Origin of the sequence: Thermocatellispora tengchongensis, from assembly GCF_014202315.1 — a bacterium.
Lineage (GTDB): Bacteria > Actinomycetota > Actinomycetes > Streptosporangiales > Streptosporangiaceae > Thermocatellispora > Thermocatellispora tengchongensis.
On the sequence record NZ_JACHGN010000003.1, the window covers coordinates 649,675 to 673,482 of the forward strand.

General features: G+C 74.3%; 23 protein-coding genes. 13 read left to right on the forward strand and 10 right to left on the reverse strand.

The features are described 5' to 3' along the window. The first annotated feature begins 46 nt into the window (after window positions 1-46). The 3 genes from rpmG to HNP84_RS09230 all read left to right on the forward strand — a co-directional run bounded on the left by rpmG (window position 47) and on the right by HNP84_RS09230 (window position 1,224). Entirely contained in the window at window positions 47-211 is a 165-nt protein-coding gene (gene rpmG, locus HNP84_RS09220) for a 50S ribosomal protein L33 (RefSeq protein WP_185048944.1), read from the forward strand. 4 nt (window positions 212-215) lie between these two features. Next, a complete protein-coding gene (locus HNP84_RS09225) occupies window positions 216-461 on the forward strand; it encodes a type B 50S ribosomal protein L31 (protein ID WP_185048945.1) in 246 nt (81 codons plus the stop codon). 148 nt (window positions 462-609) lie between these two features. After that, window positions 610-1,224: a superoxide dismutase gene (locus HNP84_RS09230; protein WP_185048946.1), complete on the forward strand. Its 615-nt coding sequence runs from the start codon at window positions 610-612 to the stop codon at window positions 1,222-1,224. A gap of 139 nt (window positions 1,225-1,363) precedes the next feature. On the opposite strand, the gene HNP84_RS09235 is transcribed toward HNP84_RS09230, so the two are convergent. Further along, the gene (locus tag HNP84_RS09235) at window positions 1,364-2,359 is read right to left on the reverse strand and encodes a LacI family DNA-binding transcriptional regulator (RefSeq protein ID WP_185048947.1); all 996 of its coding nucleotides are present in this window, start codon (window positions 2,357-2,359) and stop codon (window positions 1,364-1,366) included. Between the two features lie 274 nt (window positions 2,360-2,633). On the opposite strand from HNP84_RS09235, the gene HNP84_RS09240 reads away from it, so the two are divergent. Then, on the forward strand, window positions 2,634-4,406 hold the full coding sequence (locus tag HNP84_RS09240; RefSeq protein WP_185048948.1) for a discoidin domain-containing protein: 1,773 nt from the start codon (window positions 2,634-2,636) through the stop codon (window positions 4,404-4,406). Between the two features lie 64 nt (window positions 4,407-4,470). Here HNP84_RS09240 and HNP84_RS09245 read toward each other — a convergent pair whose 3' ends face one another. After that, entirely contained in the window at window positions 4,471-5,796 is a 1,326-nt protein-coding gene (locus HNP84_RS09245; RefSeq protein ID WP_185048949.1) for an MFS transporter, read from the reverse strand. Window positions 5,797-5,984: 188 nt separating this feature from the next. On the opposite strand from HNP84_RS09245, the gene HNP84_RS09250 reads away from it, so the two are divergent. Beyond that, window positions 5,985-6,191 (forward strand): hypothetical protein, encoded by a 207-nt coding sequence (locus tag HNP84_RS09250; RefSeq protein ID WP_185048950.1) that lies wholly within the window; start codon window positions 5,985-5,987, stop codon window positions 6,189-6,191. Between the two features lie 19 nt (window positions 6,192-6,210). Here the strand turns inward: HNP84_RS09250 and HNP84_RS09255 are convergent, their stop codons facing one another. Then, window positions 6,211-6,549, reverse strand: a complete 339-nt coding sequence (locus HNP84_RS09255; protein ID WP_185048951.1) for an ArsR/SmtB family transcription factor — start codon at window positions 6,547-6,549, stop codon at window positions 6,211-6,213. Window positions 6,550-6,762: 213 nt separating this feature from the next. Here HNP84_RS09255 and HNP84_RS54795 point away from each other — a divergent pair, with 213 nt between their 5' ends. The 4 genes from HNP84_RS54795 (at window position 6,763) to HNP84_RS09275 (ending at window position 9,666) form a co-directional block, all read left to right on the forward strand. Then, window positions 6,763-6,894: a DUF3073 family protein gene (locus HNP84_RS54795; protein WP_376771847.1), complete on the forward strand. Its 132-nt coding sequence runs from the start codon at window positions 6,763-6,765 to the stop codon at window positions 6,892-6,894. 234 nt (window positions 6,895-7,128) lie between these two features. Then, complete coding sequence (locus tag HNP84_RS09265; protein WP_185048953.1) at window positions 7,129-7,938, forward strand: aminotransferase class IV family protein; 810 nt, start codon at window positions 7,129-7,131, stop codon at window positions 7,936-7,938. Between the two features lie 127 nt (window positions 7,939-8,065). Continuing rightward, window positions 8,066-9,481, forward strand: coding sequence for an L-lactate MFS transporter (locus HNP84_RS09270; RefSeq protein ID WP_185048954.1), 1,416 nt, complete (start codon window positions 8,066-8,068; stop codon window positions 9,479-9,481). Continuing rightward, complete coding sequence (locus HNP84_RS09275; protein ID WP_185049053.1) at window positions 9,478-9,666, forward strand: MFS transporter small subunit; 189 nt, start codon at window positions 9,478-9,480, stop codon at window positions 9,664-9,666. The genes HNP84_RS09270 and HNP84_RS09275 overlap by 4 nt, the downstream gene beginning before the upstream one ends. Before the next feature lie 22 nt (window positions 9,667-9,688). Here the strand turns inward: HNP84_RS09275 and HNP84_RS09280 are convergent, their stop codons facing one another. Continuing rightward, window positions 9,689-10,084 (reverse strand): SRPBCC family protein, encoded by a 396-nt coding sequence (locus HNP84_RS09280; protein WP_185048955.1) that lies wholly within the window; start codon window positions 10,082-10,084, stop codon window positions 9,689-9,691. Between the two features lie 100 nt (window positions 10,085-10,184). Between HNP84_RS09280 and HNP84_RS09285 the strand changes: the two genes are divergently transcribed. Continuing rightward, window positions 10,185-11,639, forward strand: a complete 1,455-nt coding sequence (locus tag HNP84_RS09285) for an MFS transporter (RefSeq protein ID WP_185048956.1) — start codon at window positions 10,185-10,187, stop codon at window positions 11,637-11,639. On the opposite strand, the gene HNP84_RS09290 is transcribed toward HNP84_RS09285, so the two are convergent. Further along, the gene (locus HNP84_RS09290; RefSeq protein ID WP_185048957.1) at window positions 11,563-13,449 is read right to left on the reverse strand and encodes a SelB domain-containing protein; all 1,887 of its coding nucleotides are present in this window, start codon (window positions 13,447-13,449) and stop codon (window positions 11,563-11,565) included. The genes HNP84_RS09285 and HNP84_RS09290 overlap by 77 nt on opposite strands. 36 nt (window positions 13,450-13,485) lie before the next feature. After that, window positions 13,486-14,775 carry an L-seryl-tRNA(Sec) selenium transferase gene (gene selA / locus HNP84_RS09295; RefSeq protein WP_312924180.1) on the reverse strand — a complete coding sequence of 430 codons (1,290 nt, stop codon included), beginning with the start codon at window positions 14,773-14,775 and terminating at the stop codon, window positions 13,486-13,488. Between the two features lie 78 nt (window positions 14,776-14,853). Here selA and HNP84_RS09300 point away from each other — a divergent pair, with 78 nt between their 5' ends. After that, complete coding sequence (locus HNP84_RS09300; protein WP_185048959.1) at window positions 14,854-15,711, forward strand: NAD-dependent protein deacetylase; 858 nt, start codon at window positions 14,854-14,856, stop codon at window positions 15,709-15,711. On the opposite strand, the gene HNP84_RS09305 is transcribed toward HNP84_RS09300, so the two are convergent. The 4 genes from HNP84_RS09305 to HNP84_RS09320 all read right to left on the reverse strand — a co-directional run bounded on the left by HNP84_RS09305 (window position 15,705) and on the right by HNP84_RS09320 (window position 19,259). After that, window positions 15,705-15,905, reverse strand: a complete 201-nt coding sequence (locus HNP84_RS09305) for a DUF4236 domain-containing protein (protein WP_185048960.1) — start codon at window positions 15,903-15,905, stop codon at window positions 15,705-15,707. The genes HNP84_RS09300 and HNP84_RS09305 overlap by 7 nt on opposite strands. 71 nt (window positions 15,906-15,976) lie before the next feature. Further along, the gene (locus tag HNP84_RS09310; protein WP_185048961.1) at window positions 15,977-17,128 is read right to left on the reverse strand and encodes a transcriptional regulator; all 1,152 of its coding nucleotides are present in this window, start codon (window positions 17,126-17,128) and stop codon (window positions 15,977-15,979) included. A gap of 61 nt (window positions 17,129-17,189) precedes the next feature. Beyond that, window positions 17,190-18,269, reverse strand: coding sequence for a mechanosensitive ion channel family protein (locus HNP84_RS09315; RefSeq protein ID WP_185048962.1), 1,080 nt, complete (start codon window positions 18,267-18,269; stop codon window positions 17,190-17,192). A 150-nt stretch (window positions 18,270-18,419) separates the two neighbouring features. After that, on the reverse strand, window positions 18,420-19,259 hold the full coding sequence (locus tag HNP84_RS09320; RefSeq protein ID WP_185048963.1) for an alpha/beta hydrolase: 840 nt from the start codon (window positions 19,257-19,259) through the stop codon (window positions 18,420-18,422). Window positions 19,260-19,457: 198 nt separating this feature from the next. On the opposite strand from HNP84_RS09320, the gene HNP84_RS55920 reads away from it, so the two are divergent. After that, window positions 19,458-22,289, forward strand: a complete 2,832-nt coding sequence (locus HNP84_RS55920; RefSeq protein ID WP_221335996.1) for an ATP-binding protein — start codon at window positions 19,458-19,460, stop codon at window positions 22,287-22,289. Between the two features lie 46 nt (window positions 22,290-22,335). Beyond that, window positions 22,336-23,808: a hypothetical protein gene (locus tag HNP84_RS09330; RefSeq protein WP_185048964.1), complete on the forward strand. Its 1,473-nt coding sequence runs from the start codon at window positions 22,336-22,338 to the stop codon at window positions 23,806-23,808.

The window sequence follows — 23,808 nt, forward strand, 5'->3', positions numbered from 1 at the left end:
CATTGCCATCTGGTTGAGGGCGGTGCAACCTCCGAAGGGAACCGAGATGGCGAGAAGCGCGCTGCGGCCCGTGGTCAAGCTGCGGTCGGCCGCCGGCACCGGCTACACCTACGTGACCCGCAAGAACCGCAGGAACGACCCCGGCCGGCTCGTCCTGCGCAAGTACGACCCCGTCCTCGGCCGGCACACCGACTTCCGAGAGGAGCGATGACCCCGTGAAGAAGGGCATCCACCCCGGCTACCACCCCGTCGTCTTCCGCGACGCCGGTGCGGGCTACGCGTTCCTGACCAGGTCCACGGCCATCAGCCGGAAGACCGTGGAGTGGGAGGACGGCAACGTCTACCCCGTGGTGGACGTGGACGTCTCGGTGGCGAGCCACCCGTTCTACACCGGCCGGGGCCGCGTCCTCGACGCCGCCGGCCGGGTGGAGCGCTTCCGGCGCCGCTACGGCGCCCGCTGACCCCGTACACGATCTCCCGCGACGGCGGGGGGCGAGGCCGCATCGCCCCCCGCCGTTCGCCTGTCTCCGCTCGCGGCACCCCCGATCGCGGCGGCCTCATGGTTGCGATCATTATGCTGTTGCAATAAGTTCGCAACAAGGAGGCGGAATGGGTCGATACACGCTGCCCGACATGCCCTACGACTATTCGGCGCTGGAGCCCGCGATCACCGGCGAGATCCTGGAGCTCCACCACGCCAAGCACCACGCGGCGTACGTGAAGGGGGCCAACGACACCCTCGACCGGCTCGCCGAGGCCCGCGACAAGGGGGAGTACGCCGGGCTGGTCGGGCTGGAGAAGACCTTCGCGTTCAACCTCTCCGGCCACGTGCTGCACAGCATCTTCTGGCGCAACCTGTCGCCCGACGGCGGCGACCGCCCCGACGGCGAGCTCGGCGCCGCCATCGAGGAGCACTTCGGCTCCTTCGAGGCGTTCCAGCGCCAGCTCACCACCGCGACCACCACCGTGCAGGGCAGCGGCTGGGGCGTGCTGGCCTGGGAGCCCCTGGGCCGCCGCCTGGTCGTGGAGCAGGTCTACGACCACCACGGCAACGTCGGGGCCGCCACCACCCCGCTGCTGGTCTTCGACGCCTGGGAGCACGCGTACTACCTGCAGTACCGCAACGTGCGCCCCGACTATGTGGACCGGCTGTGGTCCCTGGTCGACTGGGCCGACGTGGCCGCCCGCTTCGCCGCCGCCTCCCGGGCGCCCGCCGCGGGCTGAGCCCGCCCCCGATCCCGCGACGCCCGGCCATCGGCTTCCTTGCGAGTGGTCCGACCCGGTGGCCGGGCGCCGCGTCCTGACCGGCACCGCCGGCAGGACCGCCGCTGGTCCAGGCGGGTTCAGGCGGGTTCAGGCGGGCTCACGCGGATTCGCGCACGATGAGGGACGTGGGCAGGACGACCGGCTCCGCCGGGCCGCCGTCCACCAGGCCGAGCAGCAGCCGCGCCCCCGCCTCCGCCTGCTCGTCCATGGGGCTGCGCACGGTGGTGAGCGGGGGGTCGGTGTACAGGGCCGCCTCGATGTCGTCGTAGCCGGCGACCGCCACGTCGCCGGGCACCCTGCGGCCCGCCTCGCGCAGGGCGCGCAGCGCGCCGATCGCCATCAGGTCGTTGGCGGCGAAGACCGCGTCCACGTCCGGCTCGTCGGCCAGCAGCTCGCGCATGGCCTGTGCGCCGGAGACGCGGGTGAAGTCGCCGATCGCGGCGATCGGGCGGCGGCCCGCCTCGCGCACGGTGTCGCGGTACGCGGCGAGCCGGTCGCGGGCGGCGGTCATGTCGAGAGGGCCGGTGATGGTGGCGACGCGGCGCCGACCGCTGTCGATCAGGTGCCGCACGGCCAGCGCGGCCCCGCCCGTGTGGTCGTGGTCCACGTACGGCAGGCCGGCGGCGAGGGCGGGCCTGCCGTGCGAGACCACCGGAACCCCGGTGCGCGCGAGCATGGCGGGCAGCGGGTCGGCTCCGTGCATGGACACCAGCAGCACGCCGTCCACGTGCCCGGCCGCGACGTACCTGCCGGCGCGCTCGCGGGCCTCGTCGGAGGAGGCGAGCGTGAGCACGACCTGCTTGCCCGCCGCCTCCAGCGTCCTGCTCGCCGCGCGCACCACGGCGGAGAACATCGGGTCGTCGGAGACGAGCCCGCCCGGCGGGTCGGAGACGATGAGCGCGATGGCGTCGGTGCGCCGGGTGACCAGGCTGCGCGCGGCAGGGTTGGGCAGGTAGCCCAGCTCGCGCACCGCGGCCAGCACCAGCTCCCTGATCTCCGGCGTGACCGTGCTCTGGCCGTTGACCACCCGCGAGACGCTGGACTTCGACACTCCGGCGCGCGCGGCCACCGCCTCCAGGGTGGGGCGTTTCACGCGATGACCTCCAGAAGAAACGATCAAGAAGAGAGCGCTCCCTGCTCGTCAGGGTGAACCGCGCCGTTCGCCCTGTCAATGGGCCGGGAACGCTCCCTGGCCAAAGCCGCAGCTCAGGGTGCCGAAAAGGGGTACGAGAGAGCGTTCTCCCGGCTGACGGCGGGTGAAGCGCTCTTGACAGCGGCTTCACCACGAGCGCACTCTCGCCGTGAGAGAGCGCTCCCCGACCCGCACCCCTTTCTGCGAGGGGCACCCCCCACCCCGAGGAGCCGCCATGCGCTCGTCCCCGACCCCAGGCCGCGCCGGGCCCTTCCGCGCGGTCCCGTCCCGCACCGGCCCCGCGGCGGTGCTCGCCGTGCTCGCCGCGCTCACCGCCCTGGTCCCGTCCCTGCTCGCCCCGCCGCCCGCCGCCGCGGCCGACCCGCTGATCTCCCAGGGCAGGCCGGTCACCGCCTCCTCCACCGAGAGCGTCGCCTTCCCCGCCTCGGCGGCCGTGGACGGCGACCCCGGCACCCGCTGGTCCAGCGCCTTCTCCGACCCGCAGTGGATCCGGGTGGACCTCGGCGCCACCGCCACGATCAGCGAGATCGCGGTGGACTGGGAGACCGCCCACGCCACCGCCTTCCAGATCCAGACCTCCGCCGACGGGTCCTCCTGGACCACGATCCACTCGGTGACGAACGGCACCGGGGGCGACCAGCGGTTCACGGTGTCCGGATCGGGAAGGTACGTCCGCCTTTACGGCACCCAGCGCGCCACCGTCTGGGGCTACTCACTGTGGGAGTTCCAGGTGTACGGCAGCACCGGCTCCACCGACCCCGGCGGCGACCGGCTGCTGTCGTACGGCCGGCAGGGCGTGGCGTCGTCGTCGCAGCACGACGGCAACTGCTGGGAGTGCACGCCGGCGCGGGCGTTCGACCTCGACCCGGCCTCCCGCTGGGCGACCAGCTCGACCACCGGATGGACCGACCCAGGCTGGATCTACGTGGACCTCGGCGCGACGGCGCAGATCCGCAAGGTCGTGCTCCAGTGGGACCCGGCGTACGCCAGGTCGTTCCAGATCCAGGTCTCGCCCGACGCGAGCACCTGGACCCCGATCTACTCCACCACCAGCGGGACCGGGTTCAAGCAGACCCTCACCGTCAGCGGCACCGGCCGGTACGTGCGCATGTACGGCACCGAGCGCGCCACCCCGTACGGCTACTCCCTGTGGGAGTTCCAGGTCTACGGCACCGGCGGCGCGCCGATCACCCCGCCCGCCCCGCCGCCCGACCCGGCCGACCCGCCCACCACGCTGGTGTGGAGCGACGAGTTCAACGGCCCGGCCGGCGCCAGGCCCGACCCGGCCAAGTGGACCGCCGACCCCGGCACCGGCCCGAACAACGAGCTGGAGTACTACACCGACCACGACAACGCGGCCATGGACGGCGCCGGCCACCTGGTGCTGGAGGCCCGCAAACAGGCCACGCCCGGCTCCTCCTGCCCCACCGACCCGATGACCGGCAGCACCACCTGCCAGTACACCTCGGCCCGGATGAACACCGGGAACAAGTTCCACTTCACCTACGGCAAGGTCGAGGCGCGGATCAAGGTGCCCAAGGGCAACGGGCTGTGGCCCGCGTTCTGGATGATGGGCGCCGACTTCCTCACCGGGCGCCCGTGGCCCTACAACGGCGAGATCGACATCATGGAGGTCCTGGGCAAGGACGTGAAGACCTCCTACTCCACCGTGCACGCGCCGGCGTACAACGGCGGGGGCGGGGTCGGCTCGCCGTACACGCTGCCCGGAGGCGCGGAGTTCTCGGCCGACTTCCACACCTGGGCCGCCATCTGGAACAGCAAGGGGATCACCTACACCCTGGACGGCCGCACCGTGTTCACCGTGGACAAGGCCACGGTGGAGGCCACCAGGGGCCCGTGGATCTTCGACCACCCCTTCTACATCATCCTCAACCTCGCGGTCGGCGGCGACTGGCCGGGTCCGCCGGACGCGAGCACCCCGTTCCCGGCGCGGATGCTCGTCGACTACGTCCGCGTCTACAAGTGACGCCGCTTCTGATGACGCCGCGCGGCCCGGGAGGATGCGTCCTCCCGGGCCGCCGGCCCGTCCGTCACTCGGCGCCGCTCGCCACCTTCACGGCCGGGCCCGCCGCGGCCGGGCGCCGCGGGCGCCGCCACGGCCCGTCGAACAGCAGGATGGCCGGGATGAACAGCGCCAGGCAGGCCAGCGAGATCCACAGCCAGGTCTGCCAGCTCGTGGCCTCGACGACGTGCGGGATGAGCAGCAGGCCGGCCACCGCGATCACCTTGCTCAGGAAGCCGAACAGCCCCCACGCGGTGCCCTGCAGCCGCGGGTCCACATCTTCGGCGTTCTCGGAGTAGTTCGCCATCCACGGCGCGTACGCCACCCCGAGCGAGCCGCCGAGCAGCGCCCCGGTGACCATCAGGGAGGTGGTGGAGAACTCCGCGGAGCCGAGCTGGATCGCCAGGTAGCCGGTGACCAGCACGGCGGCGACCGTGCCGCCCAGGGAGAACGGCTTGCGCAGCCCGGTGCGGTCGGAGACGCGGCCGATCACGATCAGCATGATCAGGTCCAGGATCCAGAACGCGGCCATGATCGTGGACGCCTCGGCGGTGCTCACGCCCAGCGCGCCGACCAGCATGGTCTGGCCGAACAGCGACAGCGTGATGTACAGCACCAGCCACAGCGAGATGCCCACGACGTGCGCCCAGATGGCCCGGCTCGCGAACAGCGAGCGCACCCGCGGCGGCCTGCTCGTGTCCACCACCTTCAGCCCGTCGCGCTCGGTGTGCTGGATCATCGCGCGCAGCTCGGGGGAGAGGTCGGCGATGTTGAGCGCGATCACCACCGAGATCACCAGCGAGAAGAGGCCCATGATGACGAACTGCGAGCGCCAGGAGTCGTTGAAGATCGGCAGCGTCCAGCCCGCGACGGCGGCGGCGAGGAAGTTGGCGCCGACCGGCCCCCAGGTCCAGAACCCGAACGCCTGCGCCCGGCCCAGGCGGGGCGAGAAGTCGCGGACCAGCGGGGCGGTGCTGGCCATCGCCACGCCGTCCACGAACGCCAGCACGATCCGGGCGATGAGCAGGTCGCGGGGGCTGTGCACCAGCGTCATGGCGAAGCAGCACAGGGCGGTGAGCATCATCAGCGGCACGAGCAGCCGCACCCGGCCCACCCGGTCGGTGAGCCGCCCGCCCACGATGGAGGCGACGGCCCCGGCCAGGGCCGCGGCGGCCGAGACGGCGCCGTAGGTCGCCAGCGACATTTCCAGGTCCTTCAGCAGCAGCGGCACCACGGGGGCGATCTGCGCTTCGTAGGAGCCGATGAGGATGGCCAGCACGGCCATGGTGAGGATCCGCATGCGGCGGGCACCCGTGGGGTACTCGTCGAGCTCGCGTACATAGGAGAACCGCATGTGACGCCTTTCTCGCTGCCGGGGCCGTCCGTCGCGGCCCCTGCGGCGGAGTTCTAGAAGCAAGCTCTAGAATTCCTTTCCGGAATCCTCCGCCCGATGACGCGCGCGGTCAAGAGGCTGCGCGGAGCGTGTCACCCGGGGGAATCCGGGCAGGCGGGCAGCCCGCCCGATTCAGGGAGTGCGAGGGCATGCGTCAGCGCGCGCCGGTGAACCGGGGCGTGCGGCCGGCCGTACCTGACGGCGTACGCGACGCCGAGGAGAGGCAGGGCATGGACGCGGTCGGCACGGTACCCATGGTCATCCTGGTGGCGGCGACGATGTGGGTCATGGGCGTGACCGTCGCCACCATGGTGCTGCGAAGACGGCGCAGGAGCGGCGACGAGCCCGACCTGTGAGCCGCCGCCGCTGCCGCCGCTACTGCCTGCCCGACTCGGCGCGCAGCTCGGCGAGCAGCTCGCCCTGGTCGGCCAGCATCTTGGTCAGGATGCGGCGGGCGGCGCCGAGCAGCTCGATCACGTCCGGGCTGGACAGCTCGTAGACCACGCTGCCGCCCTCGCGCGTCGCGCTCACGATCCCGGCGCGTCTCAGCACGGCGAGCTGCTGCGACAGGCTCGACGCCTCGACGTCGATCTCCAGGAGCAGGTCACGCACGGGCAGGGGGCCGTCTTGCAGGAGTTCGAGCACCCGTACCCGGACGGGGTGCCCGAGGGCGCGGAACAGGTCCGCCTTGATTTGGTGCAGAGGCGCTGTCATGATCAGCTCGCCTCGCCGCCTCGCAGTCCGCCCGGCGCGGGCCCGCTCGATCCTGTGGATTCCGGCTGCCAGATCACGTTGCCAGGATGTAGCAAATTTCATAACTCTTCAAGTTGAGAGAACCTGAGGTAATCTAGCTACGCAGGATCGAACGTGACTCGCGAGGGAGTGCGGCGAATGGGTCGGGGTCGAGCCAAAGCGAAGCAGACCAAGGTGGCTCGCGAGCTGAAGTACACCACCCACCACATAGATCTCGAACGGCTGCGCGCGGAGCTCGCCACGGTGAACGGCCAGGCGCGCTCCGGCGAGGGCGACGGCTCGGCGGAGGAGTCCGGCGAGGGCTGAGCGCGAGCCGTCCCGATGGGGTCTGACACGGCGGCGCCGCCCGCGCCGCCGGGCACGACGGTGGTGACCGGCATGACGGCGTTCACCGGCATGACGGCGTTCACCGGCATGACGGCGTCCAACGGTATGGCCGTGTGCACACGTATATCCAGGTGTCCACGCACGTCTACACCGGTGGCATGGTGACGCTCGCGCGCATGGCCGATGGCGTACCGGCATGAGGCGTCCGCGGGTATGACGGGGTCCGCGCCGGGGGGCGGGCTGCCCAGGTACGAGATCGACGGCCGGGCGGCGACGGCCGAGGGCATGGGCGTCCTCGCGACCGTCAACTACGGCCACTTCACCGCGATGCAGGTTCGCGGCGGGCGGGTGCGCGGCCTGGCCGCCCACCTCGCCCGGCTCGACGCGGCGAGCATCGAGCTGTTCGGCGCCGGCCTGGACGCCGATCTGGTCCGGGCGCGGATCAGGCACGCCCTCGGCGACGTGGCCGACGCCTCCGTACGTGTGATCGTCTTCGCGCCCGACCTGGGGCGCCCCCGCGAGCTGTCCGTCCTGGTCGCCGTGCGTCCCCCGGCCGGCATGGCCACGACGCCGCAGGCCCTGCGCTCGGTGCCCTACCAGCGGCCGCTCGCGCACATCAAGCACCTCGGCGGCTTCGGCCAGCTCCACTTCGGCCGCCTCGCCCGCGCCGAGGGCTACGACGAGGCCCTGCTCACCGGCCCCGGCGGCGTCGTGTCCGAGGGCGCCGTCACCAACGTCGCGTTCGTCCGGCCCGGCGGCGCGGGCGTGGTCTGGCCCGACGCGCCTTGCCTGCACGGCATCACGATGCAACTGCTGGAGCCTCTGCTTCCCGGCGCCGGCATCCCCTCGGCGCGCGGCCCGGTGCGGCTGGCCGACATCCCGTCCTACGCCGCCGCCTTCGTCGTCAACTCCCAGGGCATCGCCCCCGTCTCCCGCATAGACGACGTCACGCTCCCGGTGGACGAGGCCCTGATGACCACCCTGACCGGCCTGTACGCGTCGGTCCCCTGGGACTCCATCTAGCCCTTCCCGTCGCATGGGCTTGTCCGTCGACTCCGCAGGAAACATCGCACCGCCGAGTCAGGGTCGTGTTTGACTATCTGTCGGAAAGACCTCGACTCAGCCGCAAACCCGGCATACTGTATGTCGCATGCCAGGTGACGACGGTCTCCGATCCCGGTTCCCCATATCGTTCCGTTTCCTCGACCGCTCGCGCACCGTGGCGCCACCGGGCTGGAGCCGTTGGCTGGTCCCTCCAGCGGCTCTGTCCGTCCACCTGGCCATCGGCCAGGCGTACGCGTGGAGCGTGTTCAAGCCGCCGCTGGAGTCGGCGCTCGGGCTCTCCGGCACGGCCAGCGCGCTGCCGTTCCAGCTCGGCATCGTCATGCTCGGCCTGTCGGCGGCCTTCGGCGGCACCCTGGTGGAGCGCAACGGGCCGCGCTGGGCCATGTTCGTCTCGATGACCTGCTTCTCCAGCGGCTTCCTGCTGTCGGCGCTGGGCGTGGCGACGCGGCAGTACTGGCTGGTGGTGCTCGGCTACGGCTTCGTCGGCGGCATCGGGCTCGGCATCGGCTACATCTCGCCGGTGTCCACGCTGATCAAGTGGTTCCCCGACCGGCCGGGCATGGCGACCGGCATCGCCATCATGGGCTTCGGCGGGGGCGCGCTGATCGCCTCGCCCTGGTCGGCCGCGATGCTGGAGTCCTTCGGCGCCGGCGCCGGCGGCATCGCCACCACCTTCCTGGTGCACGGCGTGATCTACGCGCTGTTCATGTCGATGGGCGTGCTGCTGGTGCGGGTGCCGCCCGACGGGTGGCTGCCGCGCGGCTGGACCCCCGCCCGCGCCGCCGTCCGCCCGCTGGTCACCACCGCCGACGTCTCGGCCCGCAACGCGATCCGCACCCCGCAGTTCTGGTGCCTGTGGGTCGTGCTGTGCTGCAACGTCACCGCCGGGATCGGCATCCTGGAGAAGGCGGCCCCGATGATCCGCGACTTCTTCGCCGGCACCGCCACCCCGGTCGCCGCCGGCGCCGCGGCCGGGTTCGTCGCACTGCTGTCGCTGGCCAACATGACCGGCCGGATCGTGTGGTCCTCCACCTCCGACCTGATCGGGCGCAAGAACGTCTACCGCCTCTACCTCGGCGCCGGCGCGCTGCTCTACCTCGCCATCGCGCTGGCCGGCGACGCCTCCAAGCCGCTGTTCATCGTGGCCGCGCTCGGCATCCTGTCCTTCTACGGCGGCGGCTTCGCCACCGTGCCCGCGTACCTGAAGGACCTGTTCGGCACCTACCAGGTGGGCGCCATCCACGGGCGGCTGCTCACCGCATGGTCCACCGCCGGGGTGCTCGGCCCGCTGATCGTCAATGCGGTCGCCGACGCGCAGGAGGCCGCGGGCCGCTCCGGGCCCGCGCTCTACACGACCTCGCTCTACATCATGATCGCGCTGCTGGTCGGCGGGTTCACCGCCAACGAGCTGATCCGCCCGGTCCACCCGCGCTTCCACGAGCCCGCGGCGGGCGCGCCCGCCGCGGGGCGTCCGCTCACCACGGAGGGCAGGCAGTCGTGACCACCGAGGACCCCGCCGCGACCGGCCCGCACCCGACCGGCGAGACGACCGGCGAGACGACCGGCCGGACGGCCGGCGGCGGGCGCGCGGTGCTGATGGCCGTGGGCTGGACCTGGGTCGGCGTGCCCTTCGCCTACGGCGTCTGGGAACTGGTGCGGAAGGTCGCCCAGCTCTTCGCCGGGTGAGGAGGTGAGGCCGCCGGGATGCTCAGCCGCTCTGCACCTGGCGGGCCAGCCGGTCCAGGCTGTCCTCCATGGCCCGGTCCACCTGCTCCGGGGGCGGGGCGTGCTCCTCGTCGAAGAACGACAGGTGCACGGTGACCGAGCTGGTGTCGTCGTCGATGCCCGCCACCTGGAGCCACCCGGCGTACCTGTCCTCGTCGCGGGTGCCCCACTCCATCCGGAGCTGGTCGCGCTCGGAGCGCAGCAGGGCCCGCTCGTCGCGGTCCTCGCGGTCCTCGTGCACCGTCACCGCGGGCGGCTCCTCCGGGCGCACGTGCAGGTCGCGCGGCAGCCACGCGTCCAGCGCGCGTACGTCGGCGGCCCGGTCGAAGACCTGCTCGGGCGGCGCGTGCAGGGTCCGTGATCGCTCGTATTCGGTCATGCCCGGCCCCTACCCGCCCGCGCCGCCGCCATCCCGCCCGCCCCACTCCTGGGCGAGCCCCGGGCGTTCCTTGGTCGAATCCGGGTAACGCGTTACCGGTATGAGCGACGTGCGCACCGGCACGGTCACCACCAAGGTGCCGGCCAGGCTGGACCGGCTGCCGTGGTCACGGTGGCACTGGATGATCGTCATCGGGCTCGGCACCGTCTGGATCCTGGACGGGCTGGAGGTCACCATCGTCGGTAACCTGTCGGCGCAGCTCGCCAGGCCAGGCAGCGGGCTGGACATCACGCAGGCGCAGGTCGCCGGGACGGCCGCGGCCCTGTACGTCATCGGCGCGTGCTCGGGCGCGCTGTTCTTCGGCTGGCTGACCGACCGGTTCGGCCGCAAGAAGCTGTTCATCATCACGCTCGCGGTCTACCTCGTGGCCACCGCCCTGACCGCGTTCTCCTTCAGCGTGTGGTGGTTCTTCCTGTTCCGGTTCATGACCGGCTTCGGCATAGGCGGCGAGTACGCCGCGATCAACTCGGCCATCGACGAGCTGATCCCGAGCCGCCACCGCGGCAAGATCGACATCATCATCAACGGCAGCTACTGGCTCGGCGCGGCCGGCGGCGCCCTGATCACCGTGCCGCTGCTCAACGACCTGCCCATCAACATCGGCTGGCGGGTGGCCTTCGGGCTCGGCGTCGTGCTCGGCCTGGCGATCCTGCTGGTGCGCCGGCACGTGCCCGAGAGCCCGCGCTGGCTGTTCATCCACGGGCGGGGCGACGAGGCCGAGCGGATCGTCGGCGACATCGAGCGGGAGGTCCGCCGCGAGAGCGGCGCCGAGCTGGCCGAGCCCGAGCGGTCGATCACGATCCGGCAGCGCCGCTCGATCGGGTTCGTCAGGATCGCGCACACGATGGTGGCGCTCTACCCCAGGCGGACGGTGCTCGGCTTCTCGCTGTTCGTGGGGCAGGCGTTCCTGTACAACGCGATCACCTTCGGGTACGCGCAGATCCTGTCCACGTTCTTCGGCATCACCACCTACACCGGCTACTACTTCGCGGTGATCGCGATCGGCAACTTCCTCGGCCCGCTGCTGCTGGGCCACCTGTTCGACTCGGTCGGCCGGGTGCAGATGATCTCGGCCACCTACATCGGCTCCGGGCTGCTGCTGCTCGGCACGGCCTGGCTGTTCGCGCAGGGCGCGCTGACCGCGGTCACGCTCACCGCCTGCTGGTGCGCGGTGCTCTTCCTCGCCTCGGCCGGGGCCAGCTCGGCGTACCTGACCGTGAGCGAGATCTTCCCGATGGAGACCCGCGCCATGGCCATCGCGTTCTTCTACGCCATCGGCACCGCGGTCGGCGGCGTCTCCGGCCCGCTGATCTTCGCCGGGCTGGTGGAGAGCGGCGTGCCCGGGGACACCGCGCTGGCCTTCTGCGTCGGGGCCGGCCTGATGATCGCGGCCGGGCTGGTGGAGATGTTCCTCGGCGTCAGGGCCGAGTGCCGGAGCCTGGAGGAGATCGCCACGCCGCTGACCGCGGAGGAGGCGGCAGTCCGGACGGCATAGCGCCCCCGGCGACCTCCGGGCACTGGCGCAGGACCTCCGACAGGCGCCGGGTGAGCCCCCGGGCGTCCAGGTGCTCCAGGAGTGGCACCGCCACGCGCCGGGTGGTGTGCAGGGCCTGCCGGGCCTGGCTGACCGTGAAGGGCTGGGGCAGCCGGCGCAGGACCGCGGCGGCCCGCTCGTCCGCGCCGGGCAGCAGCACGACGCCGCCGCCCAGCCGCAGCAGGGCGCCCGCCCGCACGGCCGCCGCCACCTCCCTCGGCCCGAGGCCGAGCGCGGCGAGCGTGCCCGCCTCCGGCGCCTCGAACGGCGCCAGCTCCGCGTGCAGCCTCCGCACGGCCTCGGCGACGCGCGGCGGCAGCCCCGGCGCGCCGCCCAGGGTGATCCGCCCGCCGTCGAGCGCGAGCGGCGGCCGGACCAGCGCGGGCACCAGCCGCCGGTCCGGCAGGCCGAGCGCCCGCCGCGCCGCCTCCACCGGCATGCCGGGGTCGAGCGGGTGCGCGGCGGCGTACGCGCGCGCCGCCTCCGCCAGCCGCGCCGGAAGCGCCCGCCACAGCGCGGGATCGGCGTGCCATCCGCCCGCGACCGGCTCGCCCGGCGCGGGCACGCCCATCGCGCGCAAATCGGCCGCCGACAGGAAGCCGTGCGCGCGCAGCAGCGGCCCGGCCCCCGGCTCCGCCGCCTTCGCCAGCTCCTCGCCCCGCGCGCGTGCCGCGCCTCGCCGCCGCGGCAGGGGAGCGGGCCGCACGTCCAGCGCGGTGGCCGCGAACAGCACCCGTACGCGCCCGGCCGCCGTGTCGCCGCGCGCCCGGCCGGGATCGCGCAGCAGCAGGACGTCGCCGACGTGCAGGGGCAGCTCCCGGTCCAGGCGCAGCCGGGCGTGCCGCTCGCCCTGAGGACCCGGCGCGCCCAGGGGCCGCAGCGAGCACGGCACGGCGGCGCTGCCGATGTGCGCCACCAGCCGGGACGGCACCGAGGCCGGGTCGGCCCGCGCGGCCGGGACGAGGCGCACGTCCAGGGCGGCGGTGCGGGCCCAGGCGCCGGGAGAGGTGAGCGCCGCGCCCCGGGCGGCCTGCGCCGCGGCGCCGGAGCCCCGTACGTTGACCGCGACCCTGGCCACCCCGACCGCCTGGGTGACGTCCCGCTTGAGCGACTGCAGGCCGCGTACCCGCACCTCCTCGCCGTCCAGCAGCAGCGTGTCGCCCACCGCGATCCGCCCGGCGGGCAGCGTGCCGGTCAGCACCGTGCCGCTGCCGCGCACGGTGAAGGCCCGGTCCACCCACAACCGCACCGGGGCGTCCGGATCGGGCGGGGGCAGCGCGGCCACGAGCCGGTCGAGCGCCGCCGCCAGCGCGGGCAGCCCCGCGCCGGTGCGCCCGCTGACCGCCACCGCCTCGGCGCCGGCCAGCGGGCCGCGCCGCAGCCGGGCCAGCGCCTCCTCCCGCGCCGGCCCCGGGTCGGCCAGGTCGGCACGGGTCACGGCCAGCACCCCGTGCCGCACGCCCAGCGCCTCCAGCGCGACCAGGTGCTCCTCCGACTGCGGCATCCACCCCTCGTCGGCCGCCACCACGAACAGCGCCGCCGGCACCGGCCCGACCCCGGCCAGCGTCGTGGCCAGGAACCGCTCGTGGCCCGGCACATCGACGAACGCCACCTGCTCGCCGGAGGGCAGGCTCGTCCAGGCGTAGCCCAGCTCGATGGTCAGCCCGCGCCGCCGCTCCTCCTCCAGCCGGTCGGGCTCCATCCCGGTGAGCGCGCGCACCAGCGTGGACTTGCCGTGGTCCACGTGCCCGGCGGTGGCGATCACCTGCATGCCGTCTCCGAACCGCGGCTCACCCGCATGGCGCGATCACCTGCATGCCGCCAGCACCGCCCCGGCCAGCGCCTCGTCCTGGCCGGGCGGTACCGTGCGCAGGTCGAGCAGCAGGCGGCCGTCCTCGACGCGCCCCACCACCGCGGGCTCCCCGGTACGCAGCCGCCGGGCCAGCTCCGCGGGCAGCGCCACCGCCGCGCTGGGCAGCTCCACCCCGGGCGCCCCGCCGCCCCCGACCGTGGCCGGGACCCGCGCCACCGCCGCCGTCACGATCCCCTCCAGCTTCCGCACGATCGCCGCCGCCCGCTCGGCCAGATCCTCCGGCCGGGCCCGCAGCGCACGGCGTACGGGGGGCTCGGCGTCGCGCAGCGTCGCCTCCAGCGCGGCCAGGGTCAGCTTGTCCACCCGCAGCGCCCGCGCCAGCGGGTGCCGCCGCAGCCGCTCCACCAGCTCGCGCCGCCCGAGCAGCAGCCCCGCCTGCGGCCCGCCGAGCAGCTTGTCGCCGCTGGCCGTCACCAGGTCGGCGCCCGCCCGGAGGGTGGAGGCGGCGTCGGGCTCATCCGGCAGCAGCGGCTCGCGGGCCAGCAGCCCCGAGCCGATGTCCACCACCAGCGGCACCCCGAGCCGCGCCGCGGCCAGCTCACGCGCCGGCACCGACCCGGTGAACCCCTCCACCCGGAAGTTCGACGGATGCACCTTCAGCACGAACCCGGTCTCCGGCCCCACCGCGCCGGTGTAGTCGGCCAGGTGGGTCAGGTTGGTCGTGCCGACCTCGCGCAGCCGCGCCCCGGTCGATACCAGCAGGTCGGGGATGCGGAACCCGTCGCCGATCTCCACCAGCTCACCCCGGCTGATCACGATCTCCCGGCCCGCCGCCAGCGCCGTGGCCGCCAGCACCAGCGCCGCCGCGTTGTTGTTGACCACGTGCACCCCGCCGGCCTCGGGCACCGCCGCCGCCAGCGCCGCCAGCGCCCCCCGCCCCCGCCGGGCCCGCCCGCCGCTGTCCAGGTCGAACTCCACGTCGGTGTTCCCCGCGGCGGTCGCCACCGCGTCCACGGCCGCCGCCGACAGCGGGGCCCGGCCCAGATTGGTGTGCAGCAGCACCCCGGTCGCGTTGATCACCGCGCGCGCCGGGGCCACCCGGCGCAGCTCCTCCAGGGCCGCGTCCGCCACCCGCTCGGGCTCGATCTCCCCGCCGCGCGCCCGCTCCTGCGCCCGCGTCACCGCCGATTTCACCACGTGCCGCCCCGCGCGCGCCGCCGCCGCGACCAGCCGCGGGTCGGCCAGCACGGCATCGGTGCGCGGCACGCGCCTTCGCTGGTCCACTGCGCCTCCCCTCGCCTCCCGTGTACCCCGCGAGGGGCGCCGGACACGGGCACCGCCGGCGTCCGGCACCATGAAGGGGTGACCAAGACCGTGGACGACGCCGCCCCCTCCGGCCGGGCGCTCGGCACGCTGGCCGACCTCGTCGCCGACGGCGAGGTGGTGATCCTCAGCGGCGCCGGGCTGTCCACCGAGTCGGGCATCCCCGACTACCGCGGCGAGACCGGGCGCACGCGGCGGGCCGAGCCGATGACGTACCAGACGTTCGTCTCTAGCGCCCCGGCCCGCAGGCGCTACTGGGCGCGCAGCCACCTCGGCTGGCGGCACATCGCCCGCGCCGCCCCCAACGCCGGCCACCGCGCCGTCGCCGAGTTGCAGGCGCGCGGCCTGCTGGCCGGGATCATCACCCAGAACGTGGACGGCCTACACCAGGCCGCGGGCGCGCGGGAGGTGATCGAGCTGCACGGCAGCCTCGACCGCGTCGCCTGCCTGTCCTGCCGCCGCCGCAGCCCCCGCCAGGACCTGCACCGCCGCCTCACCGCGGCCAACCCCGGCTGGCACGCCGTCGCCGCCGAGATCAACCCCGACGGCGACGCCGTGCTCACCGACGAGCAGGTGGAGACCTTCCGGGTGGTGGACTGCCACCGGTGCGGGGGCCTGCTCAAGCCGGACGTCATCTTCTTCGGCGAGAACGTCCCGCGCCCGCGCGTGGAGGAGTGCTTCTCCCTCACCGAGCGCGCGGGCATGCTGCTCGTCCTGGGCAGCTCACTGACGGTGATGTCGGGCTACCGCTTCGTCCGCCACGCCGCCGAGCGCGGCATCCCGGTCGCGATCGTCAACCGGGGCCCGACCCGAGGCGACTCCGACGCCGTCGTCACCCTGGACGCCCCCCTGGGCGCGGCCCTCACCGCCCTGCTGCGCGAGCTGGACGCTCAGTAGCGGTAGCGCCGCCGCCCGCCGAAGCTCTTGCCCACGTGGAAGCCGCCGGGCAGCCGTACGGTGACGTGCCGCCGCCCGTCGGGCGTGGTCGAGATGTGGAACCTCCGGCCCCCGATGCTGTGCCCGATCCCGTGGCGCGACAGATCGACCCGGAACGGCCCCACCTTGATCGACTTGCGGTAGTGCCAGCCCATGCCCCCTCCTCGGCTCGCCGCACGGTTGTACGTACGGTGAACGACCGGGAGCCGGGCCCCGGTTCCCGGTGTCACCCCCGCAGCACGTCGCGGTGCCGCCAGGCCAGCGCGAGCACGGCGGCGCCGGCGGCCTGCATGGGCTCCCGCGTGGTCAGCCGCGCCACGGTCTCGGCGTCGAAGCGGAACCCGCGGGCGCCGCCGGACAGGACGCGTCCCTCGGCGTTGGCGCCCACCATCCGGTCGAAGGCGCGGTCGTACACCCGGGAGTCGATCACGGTGACGGCGAGCAGGTCGGTGGCGAAGGTCAGCGGATCGACGCCCATGCCCAGCAGGTAGCAGCGCAGCATGCCCTCGTCGCGGGCGCGGGTGAGCGTGGTGTGGAACGGCCACGTCTCGTAGGCGAAGCCGGCGCCGTAGTCCTCGCCCGCGCCCAGGAACTCCTCGCTGTACTCGCGGACGGCGCACCGCCACAGGTCGAGATCCCGGCGCCTGGAGGCGGGGGCGTCGTCGGCCGGCTGGAACACGCCCACGGGCATGACCTGGTACATGCCGCCGCCGTGCGCCACGCTGGCCGGGTCGCGCCAGTGCAGCACGAAGGTCATCTCGCCGCGCCCGGCGTCGCGGCGCAGCGTCAGCATGCTCACCGCGGGCAGGACGGCGCGGCGGGCGAGGCCGGCCGGGTCGCCGACGCGGGCCCGGAACGGCAGCTCGGCCATCGCCGGCCGGCGGCCGTCACGCGCCGCGCGGGCGAACTCGTGCGCGGCCGCCTCGCCGACGTTGACGCCGTCGAAGTACGCCGCCTCGCCGTACGCCATGTGCCCGTCCGCCATGGACACCTCCAGGAGGCGGTAGGCGACGCGGTTCTCGAACAGGCGGGGCGGGTCGATGGCGCGCACGGCCTCGGCGTAGGTCGCGTATCCGGCCCGTACGGCCCCCGCCTCCGGCTCGGCGCCCGAGCACGCCGGCGCCGGCGCGTCCGGCCGCCAGGAGAGCACGACGTCCGCCAGGCCGATGGGCGAGGCGGCGATCCACTCCGGCCGGCACAGCAGGGGAGTGCCCGCCACCCGGGCCAGATCGGGGTAGAGGTCCTGCGCGAGAGCGGCGAGGGCGTGCCGGTGCGCGTTGAGGTGGCGGCGCTCGCGGCGCCACTCGCCGGCGTCGGACCTCATGAGCGTCTTCTCCGTCTTCTCCGTCTTCTCCGTCTTCTCCGTCCCCCTCGGCACGCCTCCATCATCGGCGGCCGGGAGGCGGCCGGGGCGGTCGGCCCGGCCGCCGGCGGTCGTGTCAGGCGGACGTGGAGAGCCGGGAGCGGTCGCGCTCGCGCTCGTCGGCCGGCTCGGAGTCGGCCAGGACCATGGTGCGGATCGGGGACGGGATCTCGATCTCCTCCGCCTGGTAGCGCGCGTGCAGCCGCTTGATGAACTCGTGCACGACGAGGTATTTGGCGGTGTACTGGCTCACCCGCAGGATCACGGAGAACTGGATCGCGGACTCGCCGAAGGTGTGGTAGCGCACCACCGGCTCGTGGTCGGGCACCGCGCCCTCCACGGTCCGCATCACCTCGCGGCCCACCTCGATGGTGACCCGCTCGACGTGGTCCAGGTCGCTGTCGTAGCTCACCCCGACCTGGACCGTGACCCCCGTGTCCTCCATCGGCTGGTGGTAGTTGGTCAGGATCGCGTCGGCGAGGTGCGCGTTCGGCACGATCACGATATTTCCGGAAAGCTGCTCGATCGTGGTGTTCCGCCAGTTGATGTCCACCACGTGGCCGTCCTCGCCGCTGGCCAGGCGGACGAAGTCACCCGGCTGGACCTTCTTGGAGGCCAGGATCTGGATGCCGGCGAACAGGTTGCCCAGGGTGTCCTGCAGCGCGAGCGCGACGGCGAGACCGCCGACGCCCAGCGCGGTCAGCACCGGGGTGATCGAGATCCCCAGGCTCTGCAGGAGCACCAGGATGCCCACACCGACGATGATCACCCTGGTGATGTTGACGAAGATGCTCGCCGACTGCGCGACGCCCGACCGCGACAGCGCGATCGAGCGCACCACCCCGGCGGCCAGACCGGCGATCGTCAGCGCCACCGTGAGCACGATCACGGCCAGCAGGATGCGCTCGACGAACCCCCGGATCGGCGGCTGGAGCCGCAGCACCTCGATCGCCCACCACACGCCGGTGATGGACGCGGCCGGCAGGGCGACGCTCCTGAGCAGGTTCCACCACAGATCGTCCCATGCCGTCGCCGTGTCGGCGGCCCGGCCCGCGAGCCGGGCGAACAGCGCCCGCAGCACCAGGCCGAGGAGCACCCCGGCCGCCACGCAAACGCCCGCGATGATGAAGGAAGCGACCTCAGTACGATCGGCCATCGGCGTCCCCCCTGATCACCCGGAATCCTCCCAGACTCCCCGCTGTCTTGATCACCGGAGGATGGTAGCGGTCCCGGGCGAACACCCGCATCCGGCGCCGAAACCGGGCGGGCCGGGCGACTCGCCCTCACCCGAGCATCACGCCCGACGTCACACGAAGCGGCGCACGAACGCGAGCGCGGTGTCGCAGACCTCGCGCCAGCCGTGGTCGATGGTGAGGGAGTGGCCGCGGCCGGGCATCTCCACGATCTCGGTGACCGCGTGCTCGTTGCGGGCCTGCCTGTTGTAGGAGGCGTTGGCGATCGCCCACGGCACGGTGTGATCCTTCTCACCCGAGATGATCAGCAGCGGCCCGCGCTCGGGGTTGGTGCTGTCCACCTTGGTCTCGCTCCAGGGGTTGAAGTTGGCCACGGCCGCCTGGAACAGCGGCGCCCCCGGCGCCGGGACCGAGAAGGTGTCGTACAGCTCCCTGGCCTCCTCCTCCGGGACCGCGTTGGCGAAGGCGTAGCGGAACTGGTCGTAGGTCAGCGGCACCGCCCGGTGGACGTTGGCCGGGTTGGTCAGCACGGGGGCGGCGGCGCGCAGCGAGGAGATCGGCAGGGGCAGCACGCCCTGGAAGGGCGCGGGGTCGATGGCGACCGAGGCGCAGGAGAGGCCGCGGCCGGCCAGGATCTGCGCGAGCAGCCCGCCGAAGGAGTGGCCGATGACGGCGGGCTTGCGCTCCAGCTTGCCGATCAGGCCGGCGTAGTGGTCGGCGACCTGGCCCACGGTCTTGTGCGCGAACACCTCCGGGTGCTCCTTGGCCTCGGCCACGGTGTCGGGGTCGTCCGGCCAGCCGGGCGTCACGGGGGCGTACCCGGCCTCGGCGAACACCTGAGCCCACCGGTCCCAGCTGCTCGGCAGCAGCCACAGGCCGTGGACGAACACGACGGGGACGCGGCCGGAGGCGTTGGCCCGCTCGATCTCCCGGGCGTCGTAGGTCGATGACATGGGCGCTGTCCCTTCGGGGCGGTGGTGGCCGTGGTGCACGGGGCGCCATCGACGCTAGAGCGGGCGGGGCCCGGGAAGCAGCCGTCAACCGACGTACGGCGGCAGGGCGCGGCAGGCGGTTTCGGGGAGTACGACGACTTACGTCCGCGGCTCACCTCCCGTCCGGGAAGACGGCGTTCGTCATGGGAAAGTAGGGGCGTGGCGGTGGGCATCCTCTACGGACGGGACCAGGAGCTGGCGCTCGTCCACGACCTCGTCGAGCGGGCCGGCGAGCGCGGGGGCGCGCTCGTCGTACGGGGCGAGCCGGGCATCGGCAAGTCCGCGCTGCTGGAGGCGGCGACCGGCCGGGCCGCGCGGCGGGCGATGGCGGTGTCGGGCGCCGCCGGGGTGCAGGCCGAGACCCACCTGCCCTTCGCCGGGCTGCACCAGTTGCTCATGCCGCTGCTCGGCTCCGCGGACGCGCTCCCGGCGCGGCAGCGGGAGGCGCTGCTGGGGGCGTTCGGCATGGGCGCGGCCGAGTCGCCGCAGTTCTTCCTGATCGCGCTGGCCGCGCTGAACCTGCTCGGCGAGGCGGCCGCGCGCGGCCCGCTGCTGGTCACCATCGACGACGTGCAGTGGCTGGACCGCTCCACGGTGGACGTGCTGGGGTTCGTGGCCCGCCGGCTCGCCTCGGAGCCCATCGCGCTGGTGATGGCGCTGCGCGATGGCTACCCCACCGGTCTCGACGAGTGCGGCCTGCCGGAGCTGCGCCTGCGCGGGCTGCCCCCGGAGGCCGCCGGGGCGCTGCTCGACGCCCGGTCGCCCCGGCTCGCGGCCGGGATGCGGCGGCGCGTGCTGGCCGAGGCGGCGGGCAACCCGCTCGCGCTGGTCGAGCTGCCGCTCGCGCTGGAGTCCGCCCCGGCCAAGGCGGAGTTCCTGCCGCTCACCGCCCGGCTGGAGCGGGCGTTCGCCGCGCGTACCGCCGACCTGCCCGCGGCCACCCGGTCGCTGCTGCTGGCCGCCGCGGCCGACGACGGCGACGGCCTGGCCGACGTGCTGGCCGCCGCCGAGGCGATCACCGGCGCGCCGGTGCCGCCCGCCGCGCTCGCCCCGGCCGTCGAGGCCGGCCTGGTACGCGCCGACGAGCGCACCATCCGCTTCCGCCATCCCCTCGTACGCTCGGCGATCTACCAGCGGGCCGAGCCCGCCGAACGGCTCGCGGCCCACGCGGCGCTGGCCGAGGTGCACGCCGGCGACCCCGACCGCAGGGCCTGGCACCGCGCGGCGGCGACCGGGCGGCGCGACGAGGGGGTGGCCCGCGAGCTGCAGTCGGTGGCCCTACGGGCGCGCGCACGCGGCGCGATCACCGTGGCCGTGGCCGCGCTGCAGCGCTCGGCCGAGCTGAGCGAGCGGCCCGCCGAACGCGGCCGGCGGCTGCTGCACGCCGCCGAGCTGGCCTTCGAGCTGGGCCGCGCGGACCTGGTCGCGGCGCTGCTCGGGCAGGTGGAGCCGCCCCACCTGGGCGCCGCCGAGCGGGCCGGGCTGACCTGGCTGCGCGAGATGCTGGAGGAGGAGCCCGCCGCGGGGGCGCCGAGAGTGGTGGAGCTGCTGGAGACCGCCGAGCGCGGCGAGGCCGCCGGCGACCGCGCCCTCGCCCTGAACATCGTCCGGGCGGCGGCGGTGCGCTGCTGGTGGGCCGATCCGGGGTGGGAGGTCCGCGCACGGGTGGTGGCGGCGGCCGAACGGCTGGCGGAGGGGCCCGGCGACCCGCGGCTGCTCGCGGTGCTCGGCCTGGCCGCGCCGGCGGAGCGCGGGGCGGACGTCATCGAGCGCCTGGCCGAGGTCGGCGCCGCCGAGGCCCCCGGCGCCGACGCGGCGATCTCGCGGCTGCGCGGGCAGGCGGCCACGGCCGCGGGCGCCTTCGACCTCTCCGTCCGCTTCTTCGCCGCCTCGATCGCGGAGCTGCGGGCGCAGGGCCGGCTCGGGCTGCTCGCGCAGACCCTGGTGAGCCAGGCGTACGCGACCGTCCACGGCGCGGAGTGGACGGTGGCGACGCTCGCGGCCGAGGAGGCCGAGCGGCTGGCGCGCGAGACCGGGCAGCCGCGCTGGGTGGCGGCGGCGCAGACCGCGCTGGCGCTGCTCGCGGGGCTGCGCGGCGAGCAGCGGCGGGCGCTGGCGCTGGCCGCGGAGGCCGAGCGGACCGTGCTGTCGCTGGGCAACCGCTTCGGCCTGGCGCTGCTGCAGCACGCCCGCGGGGTGATCGCGTTGTCCTCCGACCGGCACGCCGAGGCGTACGCCCACCTGCGGCGCGTGTTCGACCCGGCCGACCCGGTGCACCACCCGTTCGTCCGCTGCTGGCTCATCGGCGACCTGGCGGAGGCGGCGATCGGCGCCGGGCAGCGCGACGGCGCTTCGGCGGCGGTGCGCGAGCTGGAGAAGGTGGCGGAGCGGACGCCCGCGCCGATCCTGCACATCGGCCTGAGGCACGCCAGGGCGCTGCTCGCCGAGGACGACGCGGCCGAGCCGCACTACCGCGAGGCCCTGGACGCCGACCTGACCGCCTGGCCGGTGGCGCGGGCCCGCCTGCTGCTGGCGTACGGCAACTGGCTGCGGCGCCGGCGCCGGACGGTCGAGGCGCGGACCCCGCTGCGGCTGGCCTGCGAGGCGTTCGACGCGCTCGGCCTGCCGCCCTGGGGCGAGCGCGCGCGCCGGGCGCTGCGCGCCGCGGGCGAGGCGACCGTCAGACGCGACCCGCCGACCTCCGAGCGGCTCACGGCGCAGGAGCTGCAGATCGCCCGCCTGGCCGCGGACGGCCTGTCCAACCGCGAGATCGGCCAGATGCTCTACCTGTCCCACCGGACGGTGGGCACGCACCTGTACCGGCTGTTCCCCAAGCTGGGCATCACCTCGCGCGCCCAGTTGCGCGACGCCCTCGGCCCGCCCGCGCCCGGCCCCGGCGGCGCCGGCGGGCGGGAGGATAGCGCCAGGCAGGAGACCCAGGCGTATCCGCACGACCGGCCGTTTCCACACGAAAGGAAGACAAGGCGCTGACCGCGAGCTGACCGGCGTCCGGCCCGCCCGTTCCTAGCGTGAACATGTGCAGCACGACGAGCTCGACGGCCGGGCCCTCCCGGAGCGGGAGGGCGCGCCCGCGGTGGCGGCGCCCCCGCCGTGGTGGCGCGCCCGGCCCTGGCACCTGGCGCTGGCCGCGGTGGCGATCTGCTACTCGGCGGTGCAGCTCGCCTTCACCACCCGGATCGGCCTCGGCTGGGACGAGAGCGTCTACCTCAGCCAGGTGGCCCGCGGCGTGCCCGCGGCGGAGTTCACCGCCTCGCGGGCCCGCGGGGTCCCGCTCCTGGTGGCGCCGGTCGCCGTGTTCACCCCCTCGGTGACCGCCGTACGCGTCTACCTCGGCCTGCTGTCCGGCGCCGGGCTGTACCTGGCCTACCGGCCGTGGCTGCGGCTGCGCCCCGGCCCGGTCGTCCCGGTCGCCGCGGCCCTCTTCGCGGGGCTGTGGCTGTCGCTGTTCTACGCCAACGAGGTCATGCCGAACATGTGGGTGGCCTACTGCGCCGTCGCCGGGGTCGCGCTGGCCTGCCTCGCCGGAGGGCGCCGGCCGCTGCGTCCCGTCGCGGGGCTGGTGGCGGTGTTCGCGGCGGCGTCGCTGCTCCGTCCCTCCGACGCCACGTGGCTGGCGCTGCCGCTGCTGGTGTACGCCGCCGTGACCAGGCGCCTGCTGGTGGCCGGCTGCGTCGCCGCGGGCCTGGCGATCGGGTGGGGGGAGTGGGCCGTGGAGGCGTTCCTGCACCACGGCGGTCCGCTCGCGCGGTTCAGGGCGGCGACGGTGGAGAACGCGGCGGGGCTGCACTTCACCCTGCCCGACCACCTGCGCGCCCTGGACGGCCCCCTGCTGTGCCGCTTCGGCGTCGGCTGCGGCGGTTTCCCGCCGGAGCAGATCGCCTGGTTCGCCGCCGTGCCGGTCTTCGCGGTCCTGGGCGTCCTGGCCGCGCGGCGGCGCGCCCTCACGCTGGCCCTGGCCTCCGCGGCGTCCCTGGCCTTCGCCTACCTCTTCACGGTCGGGTACGCCGCGCCGCGCTTCCTGCTGCCCGCGTACGCGCTGCTGGCGCTGCCCGTCGCCGCGGGCCTGGCCTGGGCGTGCCGGCGGCGCGCGACCGCGGTGCTCACCGTCGCGGGCGTGTTGTGCTACTTCGCCGTGCAGGGCGTGACGGCCTTCGTGCACATCGGCAAGACCCACGCCGGACGCGCCGCCGCCCCGCTGGTCGCGGCGCGCCTCCAGGCGCTGGGGCTGCGCCCCCCGTGCTTCCTGTACGGCCACGACGCCGTCCAGATCGGCTACCTGGCCCGGTGCACCTCGCACGGCGTCTTCCACCACTACGGCGGAGCGAACGTGCCGTCCTCCCTGAGGGCCGCGATCGGCCGCGGCGAGTGGGTCGGCGTCCTCACCCGCCGCCAGCGCCTCCCGGCCCCCTTCCTCGCCCCCTGGGTCGCGGTGGAGCTGCCGGTGGGCGACAGGAGATGGCGGGTCTTCCTGCCTCCCGGCGACCTGTAG

What these genes read in the sequence shown, in the direction of transcription:
- rpmG (WP_185048944.1), top strand. Translation starts at nt 47, where the DNA reads ATGGCGAGAAGCGCGCTGCGGCCCGTGGTCAAGCTGCGGTCGGCCGCC.
- HNP84_RS09230 (WP_185048946.1), top strand. Translation starts at nt 610, where the DNA reads ATGGGTCGATACACGCTGCCCGACATGCCCTACGACTATTCGGCGCTG.
- HNP84_RS09240 (WP_185048948.1), top strand. Translation starts at nt 2,634, where the DNA reads ATGCGCTCGTCCCCGACCCCAGGCCGCGCCGGGCCCTTCCGCGCGGTC.
- HNP84_RS09245 (WP_185048949.1), bottom strand. Translation starts at nt 5,796, where the DNA reads ATGCGGTTCTCCTATGTACGCGAGCTCGACGAGTACCCCACGGGTGCC.
- HNP84_RS09250 (WP_185048950.1), top strand. Translation starts at nt 5,985, where the DNA reads ATGCGTCAGCGCGCGCCGGTGAACCGGGGCGTGCGGCCGGCCGTACCT.
- HNP84_RS09255 (WP_185048951.1), bottom strand. Translation starts at nt 6,549, where the DNA reads ATGACAGCGCCTCTGCACCAAATCAAGGCGGACCTGTTCCGCGCCCTC.
- HNP84_RS09265 (WP_185048953.1), top strand. Translation starts at nt 7,129, where the DNA reads ATGACGGGGTCCGCGCCGGGGGGCGGGCTGCCCAGGTACGAGATCGAC.
- HNP84_RS09270 (WP_185048954.1), top strand. Translation starts at nt 8,066, where the DNA reads ATGCCAGGTGACGACGGTCTCCGATCCCGGTTCCCCATATCGTTCCGT.
- HNP84_RS09280 (WP_185048955.1), bottom strand. Translation starts at nt 10,084, where the DNA reads ATGACCGAATACGAGCGATCACGGACCCTGCACGCGCCGCCCGAGCAG.
- HNP84_RS09285 (WP_185048956.1), top strand. Translation starts at nt 10,185, where the DNA reads ATGAGCGACGTGCGCACCGGCACGGTCACCACCAAGGTGCCGGCCAGG.
- HNP84_RS09290 (WP_185048957.1), bottom strand. Translation starts at nt 13,449, where the DNA reads ATGCAGGTGATCGCCACCGCCGGGCACGTGGACCACGGCAAGTCCACG.
- HNP84_RS09305 (WP_185048960.1), bottom strand. Translation starts at nt 15,905, where the DNA reads ATGGGCTGGCACTACCGCAAGTCGATCAAGGTGGGGCCGTTCCGGGTC.
- HNP84_RS09315 (WP_185048962.1), bottom strand. Translation starts at nt 18,269, where the DNA reads ATGGCCGATCGTACTGAGGTCGCTTCCTTCATCATCGCGGGCGTTTGC.
- HNP84_RS09320 (WP_185048963.1), bottom strand. Translation starts at nt 19,259, where the DNA reads ATGTCATCGACCTACGACGCCCGGGAGATCGAGCGGGCCAACGCCTCC.